The sequence below is a fragment of the Saccharibacillus deserti genome (assembly GCF_013618475.1).
Classification (GTDB): Bacteria; Bacillota; Bacilli; order Paenibacillales; family Paenibacillaceae; genus Saccharibacillus; species Saccharibacillus deserti.
On sequence record NZ_JABJVN010000006.1, the window covers coordinates 262,607 to 287,285 of the forward strand.

Genomic DNA, 24,679 nt, shown 5'->3' on the forward strand with positions numbered 1-24,679 from the left:
GCGCAGGAAAAAGGCCGCGTCCGCTATCGCAGCGGGCGCGGCCTTATCACACTGTGCGTGCCGACTAAAGTTCAGGTGCGACCAGTCCCTCAGGCTCCGCCGCCGCGAATGACGCGCACGTCGGCCGGAGGGATATCTTCGCCTTCGTACAGCATGAAGCGGCCGTCCATCCATTCGATGCGGAGCAGCTTCATGTCGTCGGACTGGTACTGCCAGACCGACTGGTCGCCGCCCTGCATGAACGGGGTACGTCCCGTCGTCACGACATGGCCGTTGTACTGTTCTTCGAGATGGTAAACGGTACCGTCGAGGTCCATCGTGGTCGGCACTTCCTGAATGGAATCGAGACGTCCGTCGATCGGACGGTACAGCGCGTACGTGTTTTCTTCGCGTTCTTCGATGACCAGGTAAGACAGGTTCGCCCCGTCGCGCAGCGTCAATACGACGGCTTTGCGGCGGGCATTCTGGGTGCGGCCGGTGACTTCGTACGTCACCAGGGACACTTCGCAGATATCGCCCGGCCCGATATCGAGAATACCGCGTTCTTTGATCGGCGCTTCGGGTTTGGCGAAGATGTTGCGGATACGCTTGAACATGGACATGATTTTGGCCTCCAACCTGGAATGAATGGGGTGCAGCCGGCTTGTCCGGCAGATTTCGCATTAAGAAGCTTTACGTGATCTCGAGCGGCCGCGTTTCGCAAAAGTCTTCTTTGTTCTATCGTAGACGATCCGCGGCCCGAATCCAAGCAAGGGGGAGCGAACGTGCATTTTTTTATCCGGCTGTCGACCAAGTTGATGCATCTGCGCAAAACGACGATCGGAATCATCATCTTGACGTTCGTGCTGCTCAGCGCAACGATCGCTTATGCGCTTGAACCTTCAACCTTTACCAGTTGGTTCAACGCCTTCTATTGGGTGATGACCACAATGGCCACGGTGGGTTACGGCGATTATTTCGCCACGACGCCCGCAGGCAAAGTTTTTACCATTTTCCTGTATATCTTCGGAATCGGGCTGCTCAGTCTTGTGATCGGCAAGGTGATCGATTCAATTGCGGAAGTGCAGCGGCAGAGAGGAGCGGGCCTGTTGAAATTTGAAGGACGTCGGCATATCGTCATCATCAATTGGGGCAAAAAAGCGCGATCGGCAATCGAAGAGATTCTGGAAAGCGAACCGAAAACGCAGATCGTGCTGATCGACGAATCGAACCGGCATCCGCTGGAGCATCTGGAACAGGTTCATTTTGTCAGCGGCGATCCGTCGGCGGATCATATTCTGGCCAAAGCGAGCATCGCGACCTGCCGGGCCGCGATCATCTTCGCGGACGAGCGGATCGAAGAAGGGGCATTGGTCGACGGCAAGTCGCTGCTGATCGTGTCCAGCATCGAGCGGATCGCGCCGCAGGTGCATACGACGGTCGAGATCACGATCGAGAATCACGTTCAGAACTTCCGCCACGCGCAGGTGAACGAGTTCATCCTGTCGCATGACGCCATCTCGCGCCTCGCGGTGCGGGCGGCGCTGCACGAAGGCAGTTCGGACGTAATCACGCAGCTGCTCAACCGGACCAACGGCAGCGACGTGTACGAAGTAGCGGTCGACCGGTCGTGGCGGACGTACGGCGACGCGTTTCAGGCGCTGCTGGCGCAGGGAGCGACGCTGATCGCCGACCGCGAAGACCTCGGCATCAACCGCAAGCTCGATACGCCGATTCCGGACAAGGCGAAGCTGTATGTGGTAGCGGACTCCGAGACGCACCGGCGGATTTCGGGACGAGCCGAGCGTCCGTAAGAAGCGGTGTGGAAGATTAAATAAGGAGAGAAAGGTCATGAACACAGACAACCCGAATGTATTTGCGCATTGGTCCAAAGGATATGTGGTGAAAGAACATGTCACCAATCCCAATATTGAAGTGGGGGAGTACACCTATTATTCCGGCTATTATCACGAGAAGCATTTTGAAGAAATCTGCGTGCGGTACCTGTCACCCGAAGAATGGGTAACGGATAAGCTGATCATCGGGCGATTCTGTTCGATCGGGTCCGGAGCTTCGTTTATCCTGTGCGGGAATCAGGGGCATCGAAGCGATTGGGCGTCGACATACCCGTTCTACTATACGCCGGATCTAAACGAAGGAGCTGCGGACGGTTTTCTTCCAAAAGGGGATACTTGGGTTGGCAGCGACGTATGGATCGGCACAGAAGCGATGATTATGCCGGGAGTAAAGATCGGTCACGGAGCGGTCATTGCTTCACGCGCAGTCGTCACAAAAGACGTGGAACCGTATACAATAGTCGGAGGCAATCCGGCAGTACCGATTCGCCGACGATTCGACGAGTCGGATATCAAAAAACTGCTCGAAACCCGCTGGTGGGAGTTGGATATCGAGGCGGTCAAGCCGCTGATTCCGCTGTTAACAAGCAGTAAGATCGGAGAACTGTGCGAAAAGGTGGGCCGCTTGAAAGAACAGGATCCCAAGCCGAACTAGAAGAAAGACAAAAACCCTGCCGTTCGCCTATTGCGAACGGCAGGGTTTTTCGCTGTGCGGCAGAACCGGCGGCGTCTTACTCGCCGAACCCTTCCACGACCAGCTTCCCGATCATGCTGCCGCTTTCCAAGCGGCGGTGCGCTTCGCGCATATTGGCCGCGTGGAACGGAGCCAGCCGCTCGGTTAGCGTCGTGACGAGCGTGCCTTCGTCCACAAGCTTCGCCGCCTCGTTCAACAATTCGTGCTGCGCGATCATGTCTGGCGTTTCGAACATGGCGCGGGTGAACATCAGCTCCCAGACGAACGTGCCGCTCTTGTCTTTGAGTTTGTTCAGGTCGAAGGCTTCTTGGGTCTCCACAATGGAGCAGATTGCGCCTTGGGGCGCCAGAGCCTTCGCCATATTGTCCCAGTGCTTGTCGGTGCTGTTCAGGCACAGGATATAGGCCGGAGCATCCAATCCGAGCCGCTTGATCTGATCCGCAAAATCTTCATGATGCGTGATGATCTGGTGCGCGCCGTGCTGTCGCGCCCAAGCGGCGGATTCTTCGCGCGAAGCGGTGCCGATTACGGTCAGCCCCGCCAGGTTTGCGAGTTGGGTCGCGATCGAGCCTACGCCTCCGGCGGCTCCGATGACGAGAATACTTTTTCCGGCATTGTCTTGCGGGTTCTTCGATATGCGAAGACGGTCATGCAGCGCTTCCCAGGCCGTGATCGTAGTCAGCGGCAGAGCGGCTGCTTCGGCCCAGTCGAGCGTCTTGGGTTTGCGGCCGACGATTCGTTCGTCCACAAGCTGGAATTCGGCATTGCTGCCGGAACGCGTAATGCTGCCCGCGTAATACACTTCGTCTCCGGGCTGGAACAGGGTTACGTCTTCGCCGACGGCTTCGACGATCCCCGCGGCATCCCAACCCAGAACACGGGGCTGTTCTTCCCGGCGGGCTTTGGGGGAGCGGACTTTGGTATCGACAGGATTGACGGAGACCGCTTTTACGCGGACAAGCAGATCGTGTCCCCGGGGCGTCGGTCGGTCCAGTTCCACGTCGATCAGGCTGTCTTCGCGATCGATCGGCAGGTATTCTTTCAGGGCTACGGCTTTCATGGGGGCTGCAGGGTTCATCTTGTATTCCTCCCGTTTGAAGTGATACTCAGGCACACTCGTATATGTATAACGCCAAAAGAACCCGATATAAACGGCCCGCACGCAGACGTCCGCTGCCGGGTTAGGGGCGGCGGACGCCGGGCCGTCAGGAATGCCGGCCCGGCGCAGTCTGCTCGCCCGGCGGAAACCATACGGTGCGCAGGTCGATCCAACCCTGCGCACCGAAGCTGACGCCGCGGATGCTGGGCAGATAAGAAGTCTGCAGCGGCGTTTCGTATAGAATCTGCAGCTGGTGTTCGGCGACCAGGCGGGCTTCGATCGGATCAAGTTCCCGTCCGCGCCCTCGGGGCGTCGCTTCCGCGGCAGCTAGGCGCAGCGCGTTTCGAATGAAGGCGCGGGTTGCCGAATCGGTATGCTCCGACAGCGTCAGGTACAAATCGAACAGCCGCAGCTGCTCGTCGCGGTCGCGGATCAGCGAGAACAAGATGAGGTCCGCAGCCAGCCGGGTCCGGCCTTTGAAATCGTCTACCGTCACGATGATGGTCCGGCACGAATAGCCGCAGCGTTCCAGCCGCTCTCTGAGGAGAGCGGCGTCTTTGCGGTACTGCGGAATGGTCAGCAGGCGCAGAGGCTTCCGCTCCGGGCCGGATTCGCCCGAAGCCGCGGCGCCCGGGCCTGCACCGGAGAGAACCGCCATCACCGCCGCCCGCTCGATCGGGTCGCGCAGCGGGCCGCTCTTCGTATTGCAGGTCACGAATTTGCGCGAGAACACTTCCGCATGCGCCCGGCTCCAGGCTTCTTCGAATTCCGCACCGCCGTCCGGGGTTGGGCGTCCTTTTTGCCGCCGAAGGGTTTCCGAGCTTGTTTTTGCCGCCGCGTCGTGGGTTTCTTCTCTCTCGTTCGGTCCGTCTCCCTGCCACACATGGAACGGCGAATCCGATTCCCCGACATCTTCTCCGCCTTCTATCCGCCAGGGAATGTTGACGATCTCGACCCGGTCCAGATGCGCCCGGCCCGCATAATGCGGAACATGCGCTTCCAGCACGCACAGGTCGGGGAGGAACGTCGCGATCCGGAAAGGACCGGTACCGATCGGATTCAGCCGAAATTCTTCCTCGCCCTGACGCAGCGCTTCCTTGGGTACAATCGATGTCCGGCTGGTGCAGAGGAAAGGCAGAAACAGCGTATGCGCCCGCTTCAGGCGAATCCGCACGACAAGCGGGCCGAGCGCCGTCACTTCGGCGATATTGCGGAACATAAAGCCGTACAGCACACGCTCCGGCAGCTGCCGCATACGTTCGAACGAATAAACGACGTCTTCCGAAGTCAGGATCCGCCCGTCATGGAACGGAACGTCTTTGCGCAGATAGAAGGTCCAGCAGGTGTCCTCTTCGCCCGATTCCCAGTGATGGGCCAGCGCCGGCAGAATCTCGTCCGAGCCGTCCTGGCGGCGCAGCAGGCCGTCGAAGACGTGGCCGACGACGAAGGATTCCGCGAGCAGATTGGTGCGCAGCGGATCCAGCGAATGCAGCTGCTGACGGATCGGCAGCCGCAGCGTGTCGATCTGCCGCCCGGTCCGGGTCTCCGAATGATGCCCGAAATAAGCGCGCAGCGATTCTCTCAGCCTGGCCTGCATCGCCGGCGGCGGAGCGGCGTCGCCCAGCTCGCCCGCGATACCGCGAATATCGCCGCGTCCGATCGCGTCGGCTACCGACTGCGCGGCGATATCTTCCGGCGTCCAGCGAAAAGCAAGTCCCGAGCGCCGGCCGCGGCCGCGCTTGGACGACCAGCCGATCCAGCCGGCCGCCGCCATTTTGCCGATCACCGTCAGTGCGCTTCGGTGCGTGCAGTCGAGTGTCTCCGCCACTTCCGCAAGCGTCACCCGTGCCCCTTCCCGTCCGTCGTCTTCCGCTCCGTAACGTTCGTGCAGCAGCAGGAATTGTCTGTGCAGCTTCATTCATAGTCCCCCTTAACAAAATAAGAAAAAAGGTCCCCCAACCTTTCTATTTATCTTCTTATTTTAACATCTATAATGGAAAAAGAATACAGTCCAAACGGCGCAGACCGCTTGGACAAACGGAGGGGAATCCATATGAACGAATCGAAGATTGAGGGAGAGAGGCGCCTGCTGCCGGCGTTGGCAGCGGCACTTGCGCTTGGCGGACTGCATCAACTGCTGTTCTACGGCCTGCTGCCCGGACTATCCGTACCGCTGTTCATCCTGCTGCTGTATGCCTATTTCCGGATGTTCGGCCGGGAAACGATGCGGCCGCCGGATCGGGCCGGCCTGCTGCTGTCGGCTGCGGTTCTGCTGCTCGCGCTGACGTATGCGCTGTTCGACAACCCGATCTTTTTCGTGCTTAATCTGTTGGCGCTCCCGGCCCTGATCGCCTGGCATCTGACTTACATCATGGGCGATCGCAGACGAAGCTGGCATGATCCGCGGTTGATTCCCGATGCGTTCGGCCACGTGCTGAAGCAGACGGTGCTGCATGTGCCTGACGCATTCGCCTGGGCACGGCCTCGCGCCAATCGAGCCGGCGACAGCGAAGACGATTCTTCGCTCAGGCAGGTCATGTACGGGCTGGCGTTCGCGGTGCCGCTGCTTGGGATCGTGCTGGTGCTGCTGCTGTCGGCAGACGGCGTGCTGCGCACCATGGCGGGCCGTATTCCCGTATGGTTCGGGAATCTGCCGCTCGGCGACGGAGGAGGAAGGCTGCTGTGGACATGTGCCGCCGGGCTGTTCCTGTTCACGTATCTGGCCGGTTTCCGTTCGCCCAAGCGCAGACTGCCCGTACAGGGGCCTTGGATGTCCGAACCCGTCGAACCGGCCGCCAGGTTCCGGCCGCTGCCCGTAGTCACGCTGCTGATCTCGCTCAATCTCGTCTATGTGCTGTTCGTGGCGTTTCAGTTCTCTTATCTGTTCGGCGCCTGGCAGGGCGTACTCCCCGAATCTTCTTCGTATGCCGAGTACGCGCGCAGCGGGTTCGGCGAACTGATCGGCGTCACGCTGATCAATTTCGGAGTGCTGCTGATCGGCATGTACGCGACCCTGCGCGGAGAAGGACGGCAGCGCCGGCTGTTGGATGCCCTGCATCTGCTGCTCGTCTTCTGCTCGGTGGCGATGCTGGGGTCGGCTTTTTCCCGGCTGCTGCTGTACGAAGAAGCTTACGGTTACACGCGGCTCCGTTTTCTCGTGCATGCGTTCATGATCTTCCTGTTCGCGGTCCTGCTGCTGTTCGCCCTGTGCATTCGGCTGCGCCGCATTGCGCTTGGACGTCTGCTCGTCGTACTCGGCGTCTGCGCTTATCTGGCCGTCAACTATGCCTGCATGGACAGGGTCATTGCGCGTCTTAATCTGGATCGCCAGCATACGGCCGAAGCGGCAGCCGATCTGGGTTATCTGATGGGCTTGTCCTCCGACGCTATGCCCGTGCTGATCGAACGAGGGAAACAAGAAGGCGGCGAACTGGATCGGCTGCTGCGGGAAAAAGCGAAAAACGAAGCCAACCTCAAGGTGCCGTGGCCGTCGCGGAACGTTTCGGAATGGAGATCGCGTGAGCGGCTGAGTCAATATGTCAACTAGAACGTATGGCGCAGCGGCGGGCTTTGGCATGATTTTGAACGTTTTCCGAACGGGACGGTTCCAAGCTGGAATTTGCTGAAAAAACATCCGGAAAATCCGAACCCCTCCGCCTCTTCTGGGTAAAAGGGAAAGAGAGCGGCAGGCCCGAACTTCCCGATTCGTTGAACCGGATGCCGGGCCGCGCCGAACGATTAGGAGGGATTCCGTGGAGTTTTACCGTAAAAGCGGCGAAGAAACGCTGGAGGAACTGAAGTCCAGTCCGGGAGGACTCGATTCGGGGGAAGCGGGCAGACGGCTGGAAGAGCACGGCTACAACGAGCTGAACGAAAAAGGCAAAGACCCGATCTGGAAGCTCATTCTGGAATCGTTCAAAGATCCGATGGTGATTGTGCTGCTGGCGGCGGCTATCGTCCAGCTGGCTCTGGGCGAAGTCATCGAGTCTGTCATTATCTTCGCGGTATTGATCATGAACTCGGTGATCGGCGTCGTGCAGACGCGCAAAGCCGAGAATTCGCTGGATGCCCTGAAGCAGATGTCCGCACCCGCGGCCAAAGTCAAACGGAGCGGGCAGGTCCATACGGTCGAGGCCAGGGAAGTGGTTCCCGGCGATATCGTGCTGCTCGAAGCGGGCGATTATGTGCCGGCCGACGGACGGCTGCTCGAGAGCAGCTCGCTGAAGACGGACGAAGGCATGCTGACCGGCGAATCGGAACCGGCGGAGAAGCATACGGACACCATCGGGGAAGAGTCCGGGATCGGCGACCGCCGCAACATGGTGTTCAGCGGCGCGTTGGTCGTCTACGGCCGCGGAACCCTTGTGGTGACCGGCACCGGAGCCCAATCGGAGATCGGCAAGATCGCCGGACTGCTCGAAAGCGCAGAAGCTAAGCAGACGCCGCTGCAGCGCAAGCTCGAGAGTTTCAGCAAGAAGCTGGGACTGTTCATTCTGATTCTCTGCATCGTGATCTTTGCGGTGGAAGCAGGCCGCGAATGGCTCTCGGGCGATACGAGCGATATGACGGGCGCGATCCTGAATTCGTTCATGTTCGCCGTGGCCGTCGCGGTCGCGGCGATTCCCGAAGCGCTGTCGTCGATCGTGACGATCGTGCTTGCGGTCGGCACGAACAAGATGGCCAAGCGGCATGCCATTATCCGGCGCCTGCCGGCGGTCGAGACGCTCGGTTCGACAAGCGTCATCTGTACCGACAAGACCGGTACGCTGACACAGAACAAGATGACGGTCGTCGACGATTTCGTGCCGGAAGGCCGCGAAGAACAGATCCCGGACGACCCGGCCGAATGGACGGACTCCGAACAGTGGCTGATGCGGATCGCCGTACTGTGCAACGATTCGAGAATCAACGAGGACGGGCAGGAGATCGGCGATCCGACCGAAACGGCGCTGCTGGCCTACAGTTCCAAGAAGAACCGCAGCCATGAAGAAGTGCGAGGCACGTACGAACGCGAAGACGAGATTCCGTTCGACTCCGACCGCAAGCTGATGTCGACCGTACATACGGTGGACGGCCGCCGGCTGCTGCTCGTCAAAGGCGGGCCGGACGTGCTGCTCGACCGCTGCACCGGCATCCGGATCGACGGACGCGAAGAAAAGTTCACGGACGAACGGCTGCGCGGCATCCAGAAGCGGAACGAAGACTTTTCCGATCGGGCGCTGCGTGTACTGGCCTTCGGCTACAAAGAAATCGCCGCCGGCGTATCCGTCGACGAAGATGACGAGAACGAATTGGTGTTCGTCGGTCTGACGGCGATGATCGATCCGCCGCGCGACGCGGTCTACGGCGCGATCAAGGAAGCGAGAAGCGCCGGTATTCGCCCGGTCATGATTACGGGCGACCACAAGACGACGGCGCAGGCGATCGGCCGCGATATCGGACTGATGGAAGAAGGCGACGAAGCGCTGACCGGACGGGAGCTGGACGCGCTGTCCGACAGCGAACTGGACAACCGCCTGGAACATATCGCGGTGTACGCGCGCGTCTCGCCGGAGAACAAAATCCGGATCGTGCGCGCCTGGCAGAAAAAAGGCCGGATCACGGCCATGACCGGCGACGGCGTCAACGACGCTCCGGCGCTCAAGCAGGCCGATATCGGCGTGGCGATGGGCAGCGGCACGGATGTGGCCAAGAACTCCGCGGCGATGGTCCTGACGGACGATAATTTCGTCTCGATCGTCAGCGCCGTCGAAGTCGGACGTACCGTATTCGACAACATCAAGAAGTCGATCGCGTATCTGTTCTCGGGCAATCTGGGCGCGATCATCGCGATTCTGTTCGCGCTGGTCTTCGACTGGATCAATCCGTTTACGGCGCTGCAGCTGCTGTTCATCAATCTGCTGAACGATTCGCTGCCGGCCATCGCGCTCGGCATGGAGAAAGCCGAACCGGAAGTCATGCGGCGCAAACCGCGCGATATCAACGAAGGCATCTTCGCGGGCGGCACGCTTCAGACCGTCATCGCGCGCGGCGTGCTGATCGGCGCCGCGGTCATCGTCTCGCAGTATATCGGGCTACGGGAATCGCCCGAGCTGAGCGTAGCCATGGCGTTCACGACGCTGATTCTGGCGCGTACGCTGCAGACGTTCGCGGCGCGTTCGCAGACGCAGACGGCATTCGGAGCCGGATTCTTCGATAACAAATACGTGCTCGGGGCCGTATTGTTCTGCTTCGTACTGTATGCGGTCACGCTGCTTCCCGGCGTACGCGAGATCTTCTCGATCCCGGCCGGTTTCGGCGTGGACGATTGGCTGATTGCGGCCGGTCTTGCACTCGGAGCGGTTGTACTGATGGAGATCGTCAAAGTCATCCGGGTGCGGATGGCACGCGGCAAAGGCCAGGTGTAGAAGCTTCGGCGAAGCTTTGAAAGTTGGGCCGGGAGCGAATATAACCGGAAGTGGAGCAGCGCCGCAGGGCGCTGCTCTTTTTCGCGTTCCCTTCGTGCTCTTTGTTGAGCTGATGGAGCTGATGATTGAACGGATTCGGAGACTTTTCGTGCGTTGGAGGCCCGGGCCAAGCGGGAACTTCGCTGCCGTGCGGTCGGATGATGCGGCCGCCGCCGGTCCCGTTCGCCCTGCGGCGGTGTTTCGGTTGAGCGAGTCGGCGATCCGTGCGCCGGATAGACGCCGCTTCCGGGGCTTGCGCGGCGGAGGAAATGCCGTTATATTGGTGGGTATGAGAATCGTTATCAATTAAAATTAAACGGGGGTTATGATCCATGAAGACAAAACCATTTAAAAGTCTCGCCATTCTGCTGGCCGGAAGTCTGGCGCTTGCGGTAAGCGCCTGCTCGAACGGGGCGGAGACGGACAAGGGTACGGCCGTGGAAACCGGACAGCCGGCAGGCGAGACATCCGAATCCGGGACGCCTGCCGCCGATACGGGTGCCGAAGAAACGGCCGCATCCGGCGAAGCCCGCGTGCTGAAAGACTCGATGGACCATGAAGTGACGGTCCCCGCCGAACCGAAAGCGGTCATCGCTTCGTATCTGGAAGACCATCTGGTAGCGCTCGGCGTGAAACCGGTCGCGCAGTGGATGATCGGCGAAGACAAGATGCAGAGCTATTTGCAGGAGTCGCTGTCCGGCGTGCCGGGTATTCCGTCGGAACTTCCGCTCGAAGTGACAGCCAGCTACTCGCCGGATCTGATTCTGATGGACAGCGCGGAATTGGTGGCGGGCGACAAGTACAAGCAGTATTCGGCGATCGCCCCCACCTATGTGGTCGGCAACGCGCAGAATAACGACTGGAGACAGGAACTGCTGACGGTCGGCGAAGTGCTGGGCAAAAAGGACGAAGCGCAGAAAGTACTGGACGATTATGAAGCCAAAGCGGCCGATGCGAAGGCGAAGCTCGAGGAAGCGGCAGGAGGAGCGAAGAAAGCGGCGGCTCTCTGGGCGACGGAAAAAGACGTCTACGTCGTGAACATGAACCTGTCCAGCGGAGATGTGATCTACAACGACCTCGGAATGACCGTGCCCGATATCGTCAAGCAGGCTTCGGAAGCGAGCGAAGCGAATTGGAGCAGCTTGTCTCTGGAGCTGTTGGCCGATCTGGATGCCGATTATCTGTTCCTCGTCAACGGCAGCGGCAAAGACAAAGCGCAGGTGCTGGCCGATCCGGTCTGGCGCAACATTCCGGCCGTCAAAGCGGACCGGGTGTACGAATTCGACCGCGACAGCAGCTGGCTGTACACGGGAGCCATCGCCAACGGCCAGATGATCGACGACGTGCTAGCAAGCGTCACGGGCTCCAAATAACAAGCGCCTTGAACGAATCCCTCGACAGACGCGAAGCGCCAGGAAGCTCAAGAGGCCAAGCGGGAAGAGTCTTCCGGCGCCTATCATCCTCCGTCAAAAAGCCGTGTCCCCAAGGACACGGCTTTTTGACTTCATGGTGCAGGCGAGGGGTTCCGCTGCAAGAAGGGTTCAAGGAAGCGGACGGGGGTCTACGATCCGGTGCAGGACATCCTGCACCGTCACACCGTCCAGATAATCGAGGTAGCGGCTCTCCGCTTCGCCGAAGTAATGATCCATCGCGCCCGAGATGCCGGACGAGACGGGGCAGGTGCTGCCCGGGCTGCCGGTCGGCTTTTTGGGACGAAGCCCGCCGCAGCAGGAAGCCCGGTAGATATCCGCCAAACGGATTGCCGCAGGCTCGGCCCGGAGAAAATAGCCGCCGCCGATGCCTTCGCGCGTGCCGACCCAACCTTGTTCACGCAGACAGCGCATCATCTTGCGGACACGGGCCGGGTGCGTGCCGACATTTTCGGCCAGTTCTTCGCTGTTGGCAGAGCCGGAAGTCGAGTGGGCCAGATAGACGAGCAGGTGGACGGCGGCAGGAAATTCGCTATTCATTGTTTATACCTCCTGAACTTGACTTAATATAAGGATAAGCTCCGAAGGTCTGGTGCGGAGAAAGACAATGAATCGATTCTTACCTTCCTTGACCTTTTGAACTGTATAATTTATAATTACAGTTAGATCCCAAGTATAATTCTTTTAGTCGAATCCGGCAAATAATAAACTTCTTAAACGGGGAAGAGAGAGGTGTATCGAGATGAGTAAATGGACGACGGGAGATTGGATTCAAGCCTACACCGACGACGGCGCTCTGGTACACGGCTATCTGATTGCGTCGAGTGCGCCTATTCAGACGGCTCTGCTGCAGGTCACCCACAGCGACAACAAGGAGTTGATGGGTAAGGAGATTGCCGTGTCCGATCGGGGCATGAAGAAACTGTCCGAGAATCCGCGCAAAAGCGAGCAGGAGATTCACAGCCTGATCGATCTGGCGCTGCAGGTTCGCGACGAAGCCTGGTTTATGGAACTGACCAATGAACTGCGCAGCGGCCCGAAACGGTCGAAACGCAAAGAAAACGGATTGGGACACCGCCCGGTTAACCGGTTGGGCTCTTCGGATATTCGTTAAGGTGTCGGAATGCTGACGATTCGGCTGGAACCCTATAGATTAAATAACTGCACGGCGCATGAAGCGGGATCGTCCGGAAGGCGATAGCCGCTTTTTTGCGTTATACGGATGAACAATGAAAAAGGGGGTGCCGTCGATGACCGCTCGCAAGATCGCAGCCGCCGTACTGGCGGCAGGGCTGTTTATGGCCGCGGGACATACGAACAAAACGGCGAATTCGGTACAGGCCGATACGAAGCCGGTCGTACTCGCTTATTACACGGACGAGTCGGACCGTTCACTTGAACGTTACCACAAGCGCTTCAATCTGCTGTCCACGGATACGCTGAATACCGACGGAAACGGCAATCTGGTCGGGCACGTGCCGGAGAAAGCGCTGGCGGCGGCCGACCGTTACGGCATGGAGGCTTATGCCTTGGTATCGAATTACGGGGAGAACGGCTGGGACGGAGCCATTGCCCGCCGTGTGCTGAACGAACCGGAAGCCAAGATCCGGCTGATTCGCAGTATGCTGCGTACGGTCCGGACGCACGATTACGCCGGGATCAATATCGATCTGGAAGAAGTGCGTCCCGAAGACCGTGCGGCGTTCAGCCGTTTTGTACGGGACACGGCCGGGGAGATGCGCAAAATCGGCAGAAAGACGATGGTGTCGGTGCCCGCCAAAACGGAAGACGATCCGGAAAACGGCTGGTCGGGCGCTTTCGATTACAAAGCGATCGGACGCGAAGCGGACTGGATTCAGGTCATGACGTACGACGAGCACGGAATCTGGGGCGAACCCGGATCTGCGGCGGGGTTTGCTTGGGTGGACGCCTCGCTGAAATTCGCCGTATCGCAGACCGAACCGTCCAAGCTGCTCGCCGGCCTTCCCGCTTACGGCAACGATTGGAATCTCTCCGATCCGGAAGATCAAGGCGGCGGTCTGCTAAAATGGACGGAAGCGCAGCGGATCGTGCGGACGTTGAAAAACGCGGGAACGCGCGATCCGAAATCGCTGTCCATGAGTCTTCGTTACAACGCGCCGGGCGGAGATCGGCATGTTCTCTGGTACGAAGACGCGTACAGCATCAAGGCCAAAGCGCGGCTGGTCGAGAAATACGGTCTGGGCGGCATTTCCGTCTATGCGTTGGGGATGGAAGACGACAGCTTTTGGAGAGCGCTGCAATCGGGACTGAACTGACTCGGAATGAAGGGTAAGATAAAATACGAAAATACCTGCGCGTTATCTTCTCTTTATCTTCTTATTTTAATCTCTAAAATAAAAGATAAGAAGGCCGGCCGAACCGGTCAAAGAGGAGGAGAACACGTGCAAAACGGAAAAAGCGAAGAGATGATCCGGATCCGGGTGCTGCCCGAGGAAGCGACGGAAGTCGCGGAATGGGCCGGACTGATGTTGAGCGAACTGGTGGGGAGCGAGGTGCCGGGAGACGGAACGCCGGTCCGGCTGCGCGATCCCGAGCGGGCGGCCGAGCTGCTGGAGCTGCTGATGCTTTGCGCGGAAGAAGGCGCCGATGCTTCTGCCGCGCTTGCCCCGGCGATGAAGCTGTGCGAAGCGGAGCCGGCTGCCGAAGGTCCGAAGGCCGGTTTGTACCCGGAGGCGGCGTTGGCGAACGGAGCTGCGGACTCTGCCGCGCAGGTGCGGCAGACGGCCGACTGGCATCCGTACTATGGAAGCGGCGCCCCGGACTTTGCGGACCCGGAGCCGGCTGCGGCTTATCGCAGTAGGGAAGAGCGCGAATCCGTACTGATGGCTGTCCGGTTCGGCGCTTCCGCCCTGATCGATCTTGCGCGGAGCCACGGTCTGGATGTGCCGGAGCGTCAAGCCGGAGGCCGGGGTCATGCTGCCGGTTCCTTCCGGTCTTGAGTTTCCGCCGGATCTTCATATTCGACAAAAACAGGTCTCCTTCGGCCCATGGGCCAATGAAGGAGACCTGTTCGTATTCGCGCAAGTTCGGGAAGAAGGTTAAGCCGCGTCTGCTGTTTTTTTGCCGTTCATGGCGTTGTTTGCTTCGCCCGATTTGTTTTTGCGGCCCCAGACATGAGCTCTGAGGTAAGGAATCACCCAGCGGTCCAGACCGATTTTGCCGGCGTTAAGAGCAGCGACGACGATGAAGATTTCCGCCAGGATCAGGTAAGGGTTGGTGCTGACCGTACCCGAGAAGAGGAAGGCGAAGTTCATGACCATGCCCATCAGTGCGGCGAAGGTGGTGAACGTTCCGAGGATCAGGCCCAGGCCGACCGCGAATTCACCGATCGGAACCAGGACGTTGAACAGGCCGACATTCGGGATGGCGAAGTGTTCCAGGAAGTTTGCCCACAGAGGCTGTACGGCCGGATGGTCGCCGCCCGCTTGGGCCAGAGCGCCCTGGAGGAAGCCCGAGGCGTCGAACCCGCCTCCGGTCAGCTTGCCCCATCCGCCGGTGATCCATTTGAAACCGATGTACACACGCAGGACGGTCAGCATCCACATTGCTACTTTGTTGGTTCTCAGCCAGTTGTTCATTTTTTCCACTCTCCTATGGGTTTTATGGGCCGCTGAAGCGGCTCTGTTTGTTTTTGGTTGATGATCATCTCTTCCATGTCCTTATCTTAAATTAAATCTAAAATTTAAAATGTGATAAATATCACAAACATAGATTAAATTTAAAATAAATGTTCGTTGTGCCCGAATCGCCCGGTGCAGCTGCGGTTCGGAGCCGCTGTCCGCCGGCCAGAACCGCGCCAACAGCCCCGTTTCCGATAGAAACGGGGCTGTTGGCTGTTGGCGCACGCAAGCGGCGGACTGCAAGATGAGCGAACCGGAGCCCGACTTCGGCTAACCGGATCGATCCGTGCGGCGCAGCGAATCGAGAATCATGGCGATGAAGCGGCGGGAGATCGCCTGGCGCCGGCTGTCCGCAAGAGCGGCCTCTTCCGCGGCTTCGGCATCGCCTTCTTTGCCTTCGGCGGCATAGGACAGACACAGTTTCTGCAGCAGGCCCATCATGGCGGTGAAGACGAATTCGCCGGTCTCGTTCAGATCCAGGTCGGAGCGCAGCGAACCGTCCCGGATTCCTGCCCCAAGCGCATCGTTCAGAAAATGCTGCCGTTTTTTCTCCAGAATAAAAGCCCGGTAGCGGCTGCCGAGTGCTTTTTCCGGCGGGTAAGCGTCATAATGGAGATCGAACAGCAGAATGAATTTCATATAATTCCGATTGCGCGCGGCATATACGCTCCACGCTTCCAGCATCCGATGCAGCATGGCCGCACCGTCCGTTGGATAGGGAGCTTCCCCGCCGCTCGCGGGATCGGGTTCCGAAGGTTCGGCGGATTGGGAGACCGCCTGCACGGATGCCGTCATATGCTCCAATGCTTCCATCTGCACTTCGAAGGCCAGCTCGTCGATCGATTCGAAATGCTTGTAATAAGTCACGCGGCTGACTCCGGCAAGTTCGCAGACGTCTTTGACCGACACGCCGGGAAAAGCACGCTGCAAAAAAAGCGTCCGACCGGCGGCGATCAGGTCTTCCCGGTTCTGCTGCTTGCGGTGTTGGTGCCAGGTTTCAGTCATGAACCCTCTTCCGTTTCGTGGCCGGCTTATTCGCGCGATTCCCGGTCAGGAACAGCGCCGCCAGCAGAATCAAAGCCCCCAAAATATAAGGCAAATTCAGCTGAACGTCAAACAGCCAACCGGCGAGCAGCGGGCCGACGATACTGCCAAGACTCGAATAAGTCGTGTTGAGACCGGCCGCATAACCCTGACGGTCTTCCGCCGCATTGGCGATCAAGGTCCCGACGGTAGGCCGAAGAAAAGAGTTGAAAGCGAAAAAAACGGCCGAAACGATCAGCAGGTACGCCAGATTGAACTTGACCAGCATAAGCAGCAGCGCGGCCGAGGCCAACACAAGCGAGAAGCGGATCAGCCGGATCTCGCCGTATCGGCGAACCGCCCGGTCCAGCAGCCAGATCTGGCAGACGATGCCGATCACCGCTCCGAGCGTAATGACGATCGAAATGCTGCGCGCATCGAATCCGTATTTCTGCTCCACAAAAAGCGCGTAGACGGTCTCGTAATTGATCAAGCCGAGCGTCATGACAAAGACGAGCAGCAGGTAGCGGAAATACGGCGTGCGGAACGAATCGGAGATCTGCCGCAGGATCGGTTCGCGCCTGCGCGTTCCCGCTGCGGCCCGTTTCTCCGGCGTAAGCGTCTCGCGCAGCAGAAGCGACAAGCCCGCCGCCAGCAGACTCAGAGCGGCTGCGCAGTAATAAGGGACGCGAATACCGAATTCGGCGATCAGTCCGCCCAGTCCGGGACCCAGCACCATGCCGAGGTTCATGGCCGCTCCGAGATAACCCATGCCTTTGGCCCGCGTGGCGGGCGTCGTGCTGTCGGCGACGTACGCCATGACGGAAGGGACCATCAGGCCGAGCCCGATTCCGCCGATGAATCGCGCGGCATACAGAAGGGGCAGCGTATGGCCGATCGCAAACAGATAATCGGAGACGACGGTGAAGAGGAGCCCTGCGACGATCAACTTTTTGCGTCCAAGTCTGTCGGACAGCTGTCCGCCGATCGGAGAGAAGAGGAACTGCGCCGCGCCGAACGCGGCGACCAGATAACCGGCCGCCGTTCCGGCCGCATCGAACTGCTTGAGATAGTCGGGGAGGATCGGAATGACCATGCCCTGTCCAAGCAGAGCGATAAACAAGTTAAGCATAAGGACAAACATGGGCAGGCCGATTTTGGCCGGGGTACCCGGATCGGCACCGAGCGGGGAAAGCCGGGAAGAAAACATGGACAAGCTCCTTTTTATACGGTTTACATGGTGTAATCTTTTGGCCTGCCCAGCATACCTTTTTTTGCAGACAAAGTAAATGCGGCTTTTTGCCTTCGGCTTGAAAGAAATCGGAGGGAAAAGGGTAACAGGACATAAGAGATCCGCCTACCGGAACAGGTGTACAAGCCGGAAGATCAAGGAGGAAAATCGGAATGGGGAAGTATGGATCCGGATTTGCAAAAAAGAAGCTTGGTGCCGCACTCTGCGGGGCGGCCCTGCTCGGCGTCTTGGCGGGACTGCCGGAAAGTAGGGCGCAGCAGGCGCCCGGCTCCGCGGGAGTCGAAGTGAGTCCGGCCTCGGCGGAGGAATCGGTTGGAAACCGGCTTGAGGCGGCCGCCTTCAGCGCCCGTCCGCTGGAAAAAGAAGAAGCCGAATCCGGCTCCTGGGCGTTTGCCAAAGAGATCCGGCCTGCCGAGGTCTCCCGCTATCAAGCGCTGTATCTGGACGCCGACGTCTACGGACGGGCACAGGAGAATCTGGATGATGTCCGTATCGTTGACGCTTCGGGCAGGTTTGTGCCGTACTATACGGATTCTGGCGAAGAAGGCAAGCGGGGGCTCGACCGTTATTATCCGCTGGAATTGATCAAGAGTACCCCCGGCAAGGAGGCAACGCGGTTCGATTTTCGTGTAATTCCGGCTTCCGATCAAGAAAACTTTCGCGGCAGCCGGCTGACTTTTCCGCTGTCGAAAGGTCCTTTTCTCAAAAAGATCGGGGTGGAAGGCAGCAAAGACGGGAAAAGTTGGGAGCCGGTGACCGAGGGCGAACTGTACGCGGACGGGGAAACCAAATTTCGCAATGTCATCGAGCTGGACGAGCCGGCCGGCTACGGGTATTACCGCTTGAACGTGCCGAACGCCGGAGGGAAAATTGAACTGACGGACGGAATGCTGAGCGATGTCGGTGCGGCTGTCAGCGGGCAGGCGTTTCGCCGGGCGAAAGAACTGCCTTTTAATGTGGAGACTCTTGCCCGCATGTCGGAGGTCGTGATCTATAATGCCGATCGGCTGCGGATCGATCAGATCCGGTTGAACGCTTCCGCGTCGGACGGTTCGGAGGAGTTCAGCCGGATCTTCTATGTGAACCGGGCCAAAGGCACCGGCGCCAATACCCGGATTCTGTCGCCGACCCGTCTGAACCGCCTGAAACTGAACGGCCTGAGTGTCGAGGATACGCAGATCCGGCTGGCGGAGCCGATCCTGAACGAAAAGCCGATGGTCGTGATCGACAACGCCGGGAATCCGCCGCTGAATATCGAGTCGGTCGAAGTGGGCTACCGGGTCGACCGGCTGATATTCGAAGACACCGGCGCAGGTCCTTACCGTCTGCTGTACGGATCGGAAGGACAAGAGAAGCCGCAGTACGATACCGCCGCTCTGCATACCGGAATCGAAAATCCGGCTCCGGCTCAAGCGCAGCTCGGGCCGGAAGAAGCGCAGGCGTTCGTCCCGCCGGACCGGGAACCGCTCTCCGGAACCGAAGGAGAAGAGTCCGGGCCGGTCGTCGGCGCGGGCGACTCGCTCCGGATTCTGCTCTATATCGGACTGGGCGGCGCGGGACTGCTGCTGATCGTACTGTTGAGCCGAAAACCGAAAAAGAAGTGAGGCGGGCCAAATGAGATTTTTTACGGAAGAGTTCGATCGGGAAGTGCAGTTGAGCGAATAAATCGCACTCCCGTACGAATGTAGGTTAAAATAAGCGGGAGAACAAGAACGAAGGAGGCATTTCGATGACCGACCCATTCAAGTCCGGACCGGACGCTTACGCGGCAGCCAAAAGCCAACTGCTTGACGCTTACCGTTTCCGCCATGCGGTCAAAGACTTTGATCCGACGCGCCAAGTGACGGCGGCAGATTTCGACTTTATTCTGGAGGCCGGCCGCCTGTCGCCAAGTTCGTACGGCTTCGAGCCGTGGAAGTTTGTGGTCGTGCAGAGCCCGCAGCTGCGCGGCAAGATCGCGGTACATGCCGGCGGAGCGCGCCGCCAGCTCGCTTCGGCCAGTCACGTTCTTCTCGTCCTGGCCCGCCTGCCGCACGATATGACGGCGGACTCCGACTACATCTCGTACATGCTAAGCGACGTGCAGCGTCTGCCGCAGGAGATCTCCGACATGAAGCGCCGCACGTACGATACGTTCCTGCGCACCGGCTTCGCGCTTCAAGGCAATGAGCGGGCCATGTTCGAATGGGCCTGCCGCCAGACGTATCTGGCGCTCGGCAACATGATGACGGCCGCTGCGATGATCGGTATCGATTCCTGTCCGATGGAAGGCTTTGTCAAACATGAAGTCGAACGGGTACTGGCGGAAGAAAATCTGCTGGATCCGGACCATTTCGGTCTGGCGTGTATGGCCGCTTTCGGTTACCGGGCGGGCGAACCGACCGGGAAGACCCGCCGTTCGGTGGAAGAAGTGGTCGAGTGGCGGTAAAGGTTTTTGCAAGGCGGTAGATCCGGGCCTGAAGCGGAATCCTCGTCCGGCTTAGGACAATAAGGGCTTGGAAAAAGCGAGAACAAGAAGAAAAACCCTCTGCGCCGAATAAAGGCGCAGAGGGTTTTTCTTCTAATCCTTTTATCCGGATTCGGAGACTCCCGTTTTCCTTTCGCCCGATCTTCCGGCTGTATTGGACGAGCGTCTGCTGCCTATTCGGCCGACCTGCCCGGCACCGAATACGGCCGGTACACGGGCGTCCACGTCTCCCCTCCGTCGCGCGTGCGCGTCAGGTAATCCTCCCCTTCGAACGTCCGGCCTGCCGCATAGCCGCTGCCGCTTTTGAAATACTGGGCAAAGCTCAAGTCGTAGCCCGCATCCGGTTCGTGAGCGAACGTCTTCCCGCCGTCGCGCGTAATCATCAGTCCGCCTTCGACCGGTCCGGCTCCGGGAGAAGCGTAGAGCCAGCCTGCTTGCCCGTCTGCAAAGTCCATGCCCGTAATCAGGGGGCGATGGCTGCGGAGTCCGCCGTTCACCATACGCCAGCTTGCGCCTCCGTTTGTCGTCCGGTAGAGAACGCCCGTCATCGTGCTGGGATCGTCCGTCAGAAGAAATCCGGTCTTGGCGTCGACAAAATCGAGCGCTGCACTGCGGAGCTGGCTGCTGTCGCTGTTCTCGTTGGTCGGGCCGACCGTCAGCTGCTTGGACCAGATACGTCCGCCGTCGGACGTATGCAGGACCGAGACGACCCGGGCATCCGAGTCGTCTTCGTGCGGCGGCATCGTTCCGGCGGCCCAGCCGTTTCGGGCATTGGCGAAGGACACCTGCGTCGGAACGAAGTCCTGCCGGCCGAAAGCGGCTTTCGACCAGGACCGGCCGTCCCGGGTCACCAGAAGGTCCGGGCCGATGATGGCGTAGGCGGACCGGGGGCCGACGACAGTTACGGCATTCTCGCGCTGGGAGGAAGCCGGATAGCTGCCGGTTTTGCTCCACTGCGTTTTCCAGGTCTTTCCTCCATCCCGCGTATGCAGCAGACGGGCACGGGAATAACCGCTAACCGTGCCGGAGGTTTTTCGCGGAGCTTCATAGACGAGCACCCAGCCGGTCTGCGCATCCGACAGACCGATTCCTGCCGCATAGTCGCCGGGAAGTTTGTGTTCCGTCAAGCTTCGCATTCCATCTTGGGTAACCACCAGCCGCAGGGTCTGTTTACCGCTTGGCGCAGAGTCCGAGCGGATCATCCAGCCGGTGGTCGCCGTTAGAAATCGAACCTGCTGCAGCTGCACAAATGCGGCTTCTTGCTTGTCCGTTCGAATTCCGGCTTTTGCTTCGGCCGCCCGACTATCCGGAACTACCGGCTGCGTGGCGGCAGCCGCCGGAGAATAGGCGGCCGATACAGCCGGACTGCCGGTGTAGGCCGCTTCTTCTCCCGGCAATCCGGCTGCGGTCAAAATGCCCGCCGCGAGGATCCCCGCTCCCAGAAGAGGCAGGGTTCGCTTGGAGGATGCTTTCTTCAATTTCGATCAGCTCCTTGTTTATCCAGGTTTGCGATCACGTTCTTTTACATGTTCCTTCTTTTTCCATCGTCGTTCAAGTCCCGCCTTGTTACCGGCGATGTCGGTTCTGTAACCGGAGCCGGGGCGCCGAATCGAACGGGCTGCGACAAAAAAGAACGGAAACCGATTGACCGGTTTCCGTTCCCAAGGCTGTCGAGAACATTCTATTCGTGATGGAAGAGTAGAGGCGGCAAAACTGCGCGGCCGCGGCGAAGAACTTCGCCGGATGCTTATTTGCCGATCCGGAACAGATCGAAACCGTCGATCTCCGCGTAGCCGTTTCCTTTGGCGAAACGGATCGTATGCTTGCCTTTGTCCAGCGTCATTTTTTGCGTCGAGGTGCCCCAGTTGTCCCAGCCCTGGTTCGTCACGAAGAAGTCGCTGGCCGGTCCGCCGTCCACGGACAGCTTCAGCGTCGACCAGTTGCCGCCCGCCGTTCCGTTGCCGGTGCGCGCATAGAGGATGTACGTACCGCTTTTGTCCACATCGACGTCGACTTCCACATAGCTTTCTTCGGTATCGATGTAACCGACTTTCGCGCCGCCCGAACTGTCCGCGTGCTGCGACACTTTGGCCGTACCGGCGAGCCGTCCGTCTTCCGCTTCGTAGCGGTCGCGCTCCGGTTCGCCGGAAGGCAGCGGAATCGGTTGGTTCGGATCAAGCGGACTGCCGAAGTTCGGCGTCTTGTCCGCGTTCCAGGTGAACGGCTGCGTGCGAATCTCGCGGTCCCAGCCGGAACCCTGCCTTTTTGCCGCGTGATACACGATCCAGTCTTCCTGGCCGTCCGGCGATGTCGTGAAGCTGGCATGTCCCGGTCCGTAGATGCCGCCGCCCGTCTTGAACACCTGATCCGGCCGTTTGGTCCACGAAGCCGGGTCCAGCAGGTCGCTGTTGTTTTTGGCTGTCAGCAGCCCCAGCGAGTAATCGTCCGTCCAGCTTCCGCTGGCGGAGTAGACGATGTTGATCTGATTGCCTTTAACGAGAATCTGCGGGCCTTCGTTCACGTTCGGGGAATGGTTTGTCTCCCATTGATACTCGGGCCGCGCAATCTCGACTCTCGGCGAATCGATCGTCCACGGATTGCCCATGCGCGCGATATACAGCACCTGCCGCACGTTCTCGGTGCCTTCCCAGCCCGACCAGACGAAATACGAGATACCGCGCGCCTTGAACACCGTGCCGTCGATCGCCCAGCGGTTGGTGGAGTCGGTAATCGGGCCTTTGTCGACCCAGGTGCCTTTGAGCGGATTAAGCGACTTGTTCTGCATGACATACATCCGGTGATTGGCGTTCTCTCCGTCGTCTTTGGCGTAATAGATGTACCAGGCGCCGTCGATCCGGTGAATTTCCGGCGCCCACACGTTCTGGCCGCCCGTCTCCACAACCGTCGTCTCCGCCGCGTCGATGCCGGTCAGCGTTTTGGAACGCCAGAGCGTCACGTTGCCGCCGGTCGTTTTCGTGAAATAGTAGTAGCCGTCCGCGTGCCGGTACATGAAGGGATCCGCGCCGTCCTGCATGATGACGTTATAGAAATCGTTCTTTTCCTGAGCCGGAGCCGCCTGCGCCGCATCGAAACTTCCACCGCTCAGCGTCGTGCCGAGCAGCATCAGCGCAAGTCCTCCCTTGAGCCATGTTTTTTTGTCCATTTTCTGGTCTCCCTTCGGATTGTGGGGTATTACGAACAACTTAACGCAAGGGCCGGGCCGAGAACAGGACGGATCTTTGGAGGCAGCAGTCTTATTTTTTGGGAAAAAGCTTGCGGTCTTGAGGGGATGGACATATTTTTAGGTATAGACGGTATTTTGGGAAAACGGCGGAAAAGCGGCGTTTGCGCTCCGATCGGATTTAGAATGGATGCAGGGCGTGTATAAGGACAATAAACGGACAACGCGGCGACCGGATGCCGGGAACGAGGAGGAGAAGCGGAATGGGCCGCTCTAATTTTTGGTACGGAAAAAGAACCCCGCTGTGGCTCGTTCCCGTGCTTGCAAGCGGGGTTCTGGCGCTGGGACTGTGGCTGACGGACAATCATGAAAGCGGATACGAAACGCCGGCTGCGGCGGAAAAGGCGGTGTCGATCGAATTCTGGACCCCTTTCAGCGGAGGAGACAGTTCGTTCATGAACGCGCTGGTCGCCCAGTACAACGAAGAGAACGAAGACGGGGTCTTCGTGCGGATGAACAATAACAAGCTGGACGATTATTATACGAAACTGTCGACCGCGATCGTAACGGGGGAAGCCCCGGACGCGGCGATCGTGCACGCTTCGAAATATGCGCAGTATGTTCCGGCCGCGTTCGTGACGGAGATCGGGGAAGAAGAAGCGACGGAGAACGGGCTGGACTGGAACGGCTACAATCCGAATATTCTGCGCAGAACGGTGCTGGGCGGCGCCCATTACGGAATTCCTCTGGATGCCCATTTCGGGGTGCTGTATTACAACAAGAAATGGCTGGAGCAGGCGGGGCTGTATACGAACGGGCAAGTGAAGCTCGCCGGGGGAGAACAGGGCTTCACGGATTTTCTGAAAAAGATTCGCGCGAACGTCCCGGAAAACGTGGCGCCTCTCGCCGTGCCGAATATCCGGATCGATTCGCTGTGGTTGTGGTGGTCGCTGTACAGCCAGATCGACGGGGGAGGACGGCTCTACACGGCGGACGGACGGCATGCCGAATTGAATATGGAAGCCGCCGAACGTTCGCTGGATTACGTCGATTCGCTGTACCGGGAAGGCCTGATTCCGCCGGATATCAACGATGCGACGAGCCAGTTCGCGCGGGGGGAAGCCGCGACGCTGTTTCTCGGCGTCTGGTCGATCGGTTTGTTCGAGCAGGCGGAAGATCTGGACTTCGGCGTCATGCCGCTGCCGCAGATCTATGACCGTCCCGCTTCGTGGGGCGACGCCCATACGCTGGCGCTGCCCGCGCAGGCGGAAGGCGGCGATCCGGCGAAGCGCGCTGCGGCGCTGAAATTCGCCGCTTGGCTGACCCGCCGCGGCGATGTCTGGGCGCAGGCGGGGCATATTCCGGCGTATGAAGCGGCTGCGCACTCGCCGGCATTCCTGGCGCTGCCGAATCGAAGCGATTACGCCGAAGCGGCCGACGATGTGGCTTATTTTCCGGATCATCCCAAGCAGGGGCGGGTCAGCGACGAGCTGGTCGTCGAGCTGGAGAAGCTGTGGTCGGGCAGTCAGACCGTGGACGGCATGCTGAGAGGAATCGGGCCGAAAATCGACCGGATTCTGGAGGAATAAG

20 protein-coding genes are annotated in these 24,679 nt (G+C 59.4%); 11 read left to right on the forward strand and 9 right to left on the reverse strand.

Features of this window, described 5'->3' with window-relative positions:
* Positions 1 to 89 precede the first annotated feature (89 nt).
* Positions 90 to 602, reverse strand: coding sequence for a DUF4178 domain-containing protein (locus tag HOP44_RS16405; RefSeq protein ID WP_172255214.1), 513 nt, complete (start codon positions 600 to 602; stop codon positions 90 to 92).
* Positions 603 to 764: 162 nt separating this feature from the next.
* Between HOP44_RS16405 and HOP44_RS16410 the strand changes: the two genes are divergently transcribed.
* Together HOP44_RS16410 and HOP44_RS16415 are read left to right on the forward strand one after the other, a co-directional pair.
* Positions 765 to 1,793: an ion channel gene (locus tag HOP44_RS16410; RefSeq protein ID WP_172255216.1), complete on the forward strand. Its 1,029-nt coding sequence runs from the start codon at positions 765 to 767 to the stop codon at positions 1,791 to 1,793.
* Positions 1,794 to 1,830: 37 nt separating this feature from the next.
* Positions 1,831 to 2,490, forward strand: a complete 660-nt coding sequence (locus HOP44_RS16415) for a CatB-related O-acetyltransferase (RefSeq protein WP_172255218.1) — start codon at positions 1,831 to 1,833, stop codon at positions 2,488 to 2,490.
* Positions 2,491 to 2,566: 76 nt separating this feature from the next.
* Here HOP44_RS16415 and HOP44_RS16420 read toward each other — a convergent pair whose 3' ends face one another.
* Together HOP44_RS16420 and HOP44_RS16425 are read right to left on the reverse strand one after the other, a co-directional pair.
* Entirely contained in the window at positions 2,567 to 3,607 is a 1,041-nt protein-coding gene (locus tag HOP44_RS16420; RefSeq protein ID WP_246369870.1) for a zinc-binding alcohol dehydrogenase family protein, read from the reverse strand.
* 127 nt (positions 3,608 to 3,734) lie between these two features.
* Positions 3,735 to 5,546: an ABC transporter substrate-binding protein gene (locus HOP44_RS16425; protein ID WP_172255220.1), complete on the reverse strand. Its 1,812-nt coding sequence runs from the start codon at positions 5,544 to 5,546 to the stop codon at positions 3,735 to 3,737.
* A gap of 135 nt (positions 5,547 to 5,681) precedes the next feature.
* Between HOP44_RS16425 and HOP44_RS16430 the strand changes: the two genes are divergently transcribed.
* The 3 genes from HOP44_RS16430 to HOP44_RS16440 all read left to right on the forward strand — a co-directional run bounded on the left by HOP44_RS16430 (position 5,682) and on the right by HOP44_RS16440 (position 11,447).
* Positions 5,682 to 7,175 (forward strand): DUF4153 domain-containing protein, encoded by a 1,494-nt coding sequence (locus HOP44_RS16430; RefSeq protein WP_172255222.1) that lies wholly within the window; start codon positions 5,682 to 5,684, stop codon positions 7,173 to 7,175.
* A gap of 205 nt (positions 7,176 to 7,380) precedes the next feature.
* On the forward strand, positions 7,381 to 10,035 hold the full coding sequence (locus HOP44_RS16435) for an HAD-IC family P-type ATPase (RefSeq protein WP_172255224.1): 2,655 nt from the start codon (positions 7,381 to 7,383) through the stop codon (positions 10,033 to 10,035).
* Positions 10,036 to 10,406: 371 nt separating this feature from the next.
* Complete coding sequence (locus tag HOP44_RS16440) at positions 10,407 to 11,447, forward strand: ABC transporter substrate-binding protein (RefSeq protein ID WP_172255226.1); 1,041 nt, start codon at positions 10,407 to 10,409, stop codon at positions 11,445 to 11,447.
* Between the two features lie 168 nt (positions 11,448 to 11,615).
* Here the strand turns inward: HOP44_RS16440 and HOP44_RS16445 are convergent, their stop codons facing one another.
* Positions 11,616 to 12,044 carry an Rrf2 family transcriptional regulator gene (locus tag HOP44_RS16445; protein WP_172255228.1) on the reverse strand — a complete coding sequence of 143 codons (429 nt, stop codon included), beginning with the start codon at positions 12,042 to 12,044 and terminating at the stop codon, positions 11,616 to 11,618.
* Positions 12,045 to 12,246: 202 nt separating this feature from the next.
* Here HOP44_RS16445 and HOP44_RS16450 point away from each other — a divergent pair, with 202 nt between their 5' ends.
* From HOP44_RS16450 to HOP44_RS16460, 3 genes are all read left to right on the forward strand, one after another.
* On the forward strand, positions 12,247 to 12,618 hold the full coding sequence (locus HOP44_RS16450; RefSeq protein WP_172255230.1) for an IDEAL domain-containing protein: 372 nt from the start codon (positions 12,247 to 12,249) through the stop codon (positions 12,616 to 12,618).
* A gap of 136 nt (positions 12,619 to 12,754) precedes the next feature.
* The gene (locus HOP44_RS16455) at positions 12,755 to 13,801 is read left to right on the forward strand and encodes a glycosyl hydrolase family 18 protein (RefSeq protein ID WP_172255232.1); all 1,047 of its coding nucleotides are present in this window, start codon (positions 12,755 to 12,757) and stop codon (positions 13,799 to 13,801) included.
* A 126-nt stretch (positions 13,802 to 13,927) separates the two neighbouring features.
* A complete protein-coding gene (locus HOP44_RS16460) occupies positions 13,928 to 14,485 on the forward strand; it encodes a hypothetical protein (RefSeq protein ID WP_172255234.1) in 558 nt (185 codons plus the stop codon).
* A 99-nt stretch (positions 14,486 to 14,584) separates the two neighbouring features.
* Here HOP44_RS16460 and HOP44_RS16465 read toward each other — a convergent pair whose 3' ends face one another.
* From HOP44_RS16465 to HOP44_RS16475, 3 genes are all read right to left on the reverse strand, one after another.
* Complete coding sequence (locus HOP44_RS16465; RefSeq protein ID WP_172255236.1) at positions 14,585 to 15,124, reverse strand: DoxX family protein; 540 nt, start codon at positions 15,122 to 15,124, stop codon at positions 14,585 to 14,587.
* Between the two features lie 312 nt (positions 15,125 to 15,436).
* Entirely contained in the window at positions 15,437 to 16,171 is a 735-nt protein-coding gene (locus tag HOP44_RS16470; protein WP_172255238.1) for a TetR/AcrR family transcriptional regulator, read from the reverse strand.
* Entirely contained in the window at positions 16,164 to 17,399 is a 1,236-nt protein-coding gene (locus HOP44_RS16475) for an MFS transporter (protein ID WP_172255240.1), read from the reverse strand. Before HOP44_RS16475 ends, HOP44_RS16470 begins: the two co-directional genes overlap by 8 nt.
* 194 nt (positions 17,400 to 17,593) lie before the next feature.
* On the opposite strand from HOP44_RS16475, the gene HOP44_RS16480 reads away from it, so the two are divergent.
* Positions 17,594 to 19,045: a DUF3999 family protein gene (locus HOP44_RS16480; protein ID WP_172255242.1), complete on the forward strand. Its 1,452-nt coding sequence runs from the start codon at positions 17,594 to 17,596 to the stop codon at positions 19,043 to 19,045.
* A 125-nt stretch (positions 19,046 to 19,170) separates the two neighbouring features.
* Positions 19,171 to 19,869: an NAD(P)H-dependent oxidoreductase gene (locus HOP44_RS16485; protein ID WP_172255244.1), complete on the forward strand. Its 699-nt coding sequence runs from the start codon at positions 19,171 to 19,173 to the stop codon at positions 19,867 to 19,869.
* 212 nt (positions 19,870 to 20,081) lie between these two features.
* Here the strand turns inward: HOP44_RS16485 and HOP44_RS16490 are convergent, their stop codons facing one another.
* Both HOP44_RS16490 and HOP44_RS16495 read right to left on the reverse strand, forming a co-directional pair.
* Positions 20,082 to 21,386, reverse strand: a complete 1,305-nt coding sequence (locus HOP44_RS16490; RefSeq protein ID WP_172255246.1) for a WD40/YVTN/BNR-like repeat-containing protein — start codon at positions 21,384 to 21,386, stop codon at positions 20,082 to 20,084.
* Between the two features lie 269 nt (positions 21,387 to 21,655).
* On the reverse strand, positions 21,656 to 23,071 hold the full coding sequence (locus HOP44_RS16495; protein WP_172255248.1) for a family 43 glycosylhydrolase: 1,416 nt from the start codon (positions 23,069 to 23,071) through the stop codon (positions 21,656 to 21,658).
* 281 nt (positions 23,072 to 23,352) lie between these two features.
* Here HOP44_RS16495 and HOP44_RS16500 point away from each other — a divergent pair, with 281 nt between their 5' ends.
* On the forward strand, positions 23,353 to 24,678 hold the full coding sequence (locus tag HOP44_RS16500) for an extracellular solute-binding protein (RefSeq protein WP_172255250.1): 1,326 nt from the start codon (positions 23,353 to 23,355) through the stop codon (positions 24,676 to 24,678).
* The last annotated feature ends 1 nt before the right edge of the window (position 24,679 follow it).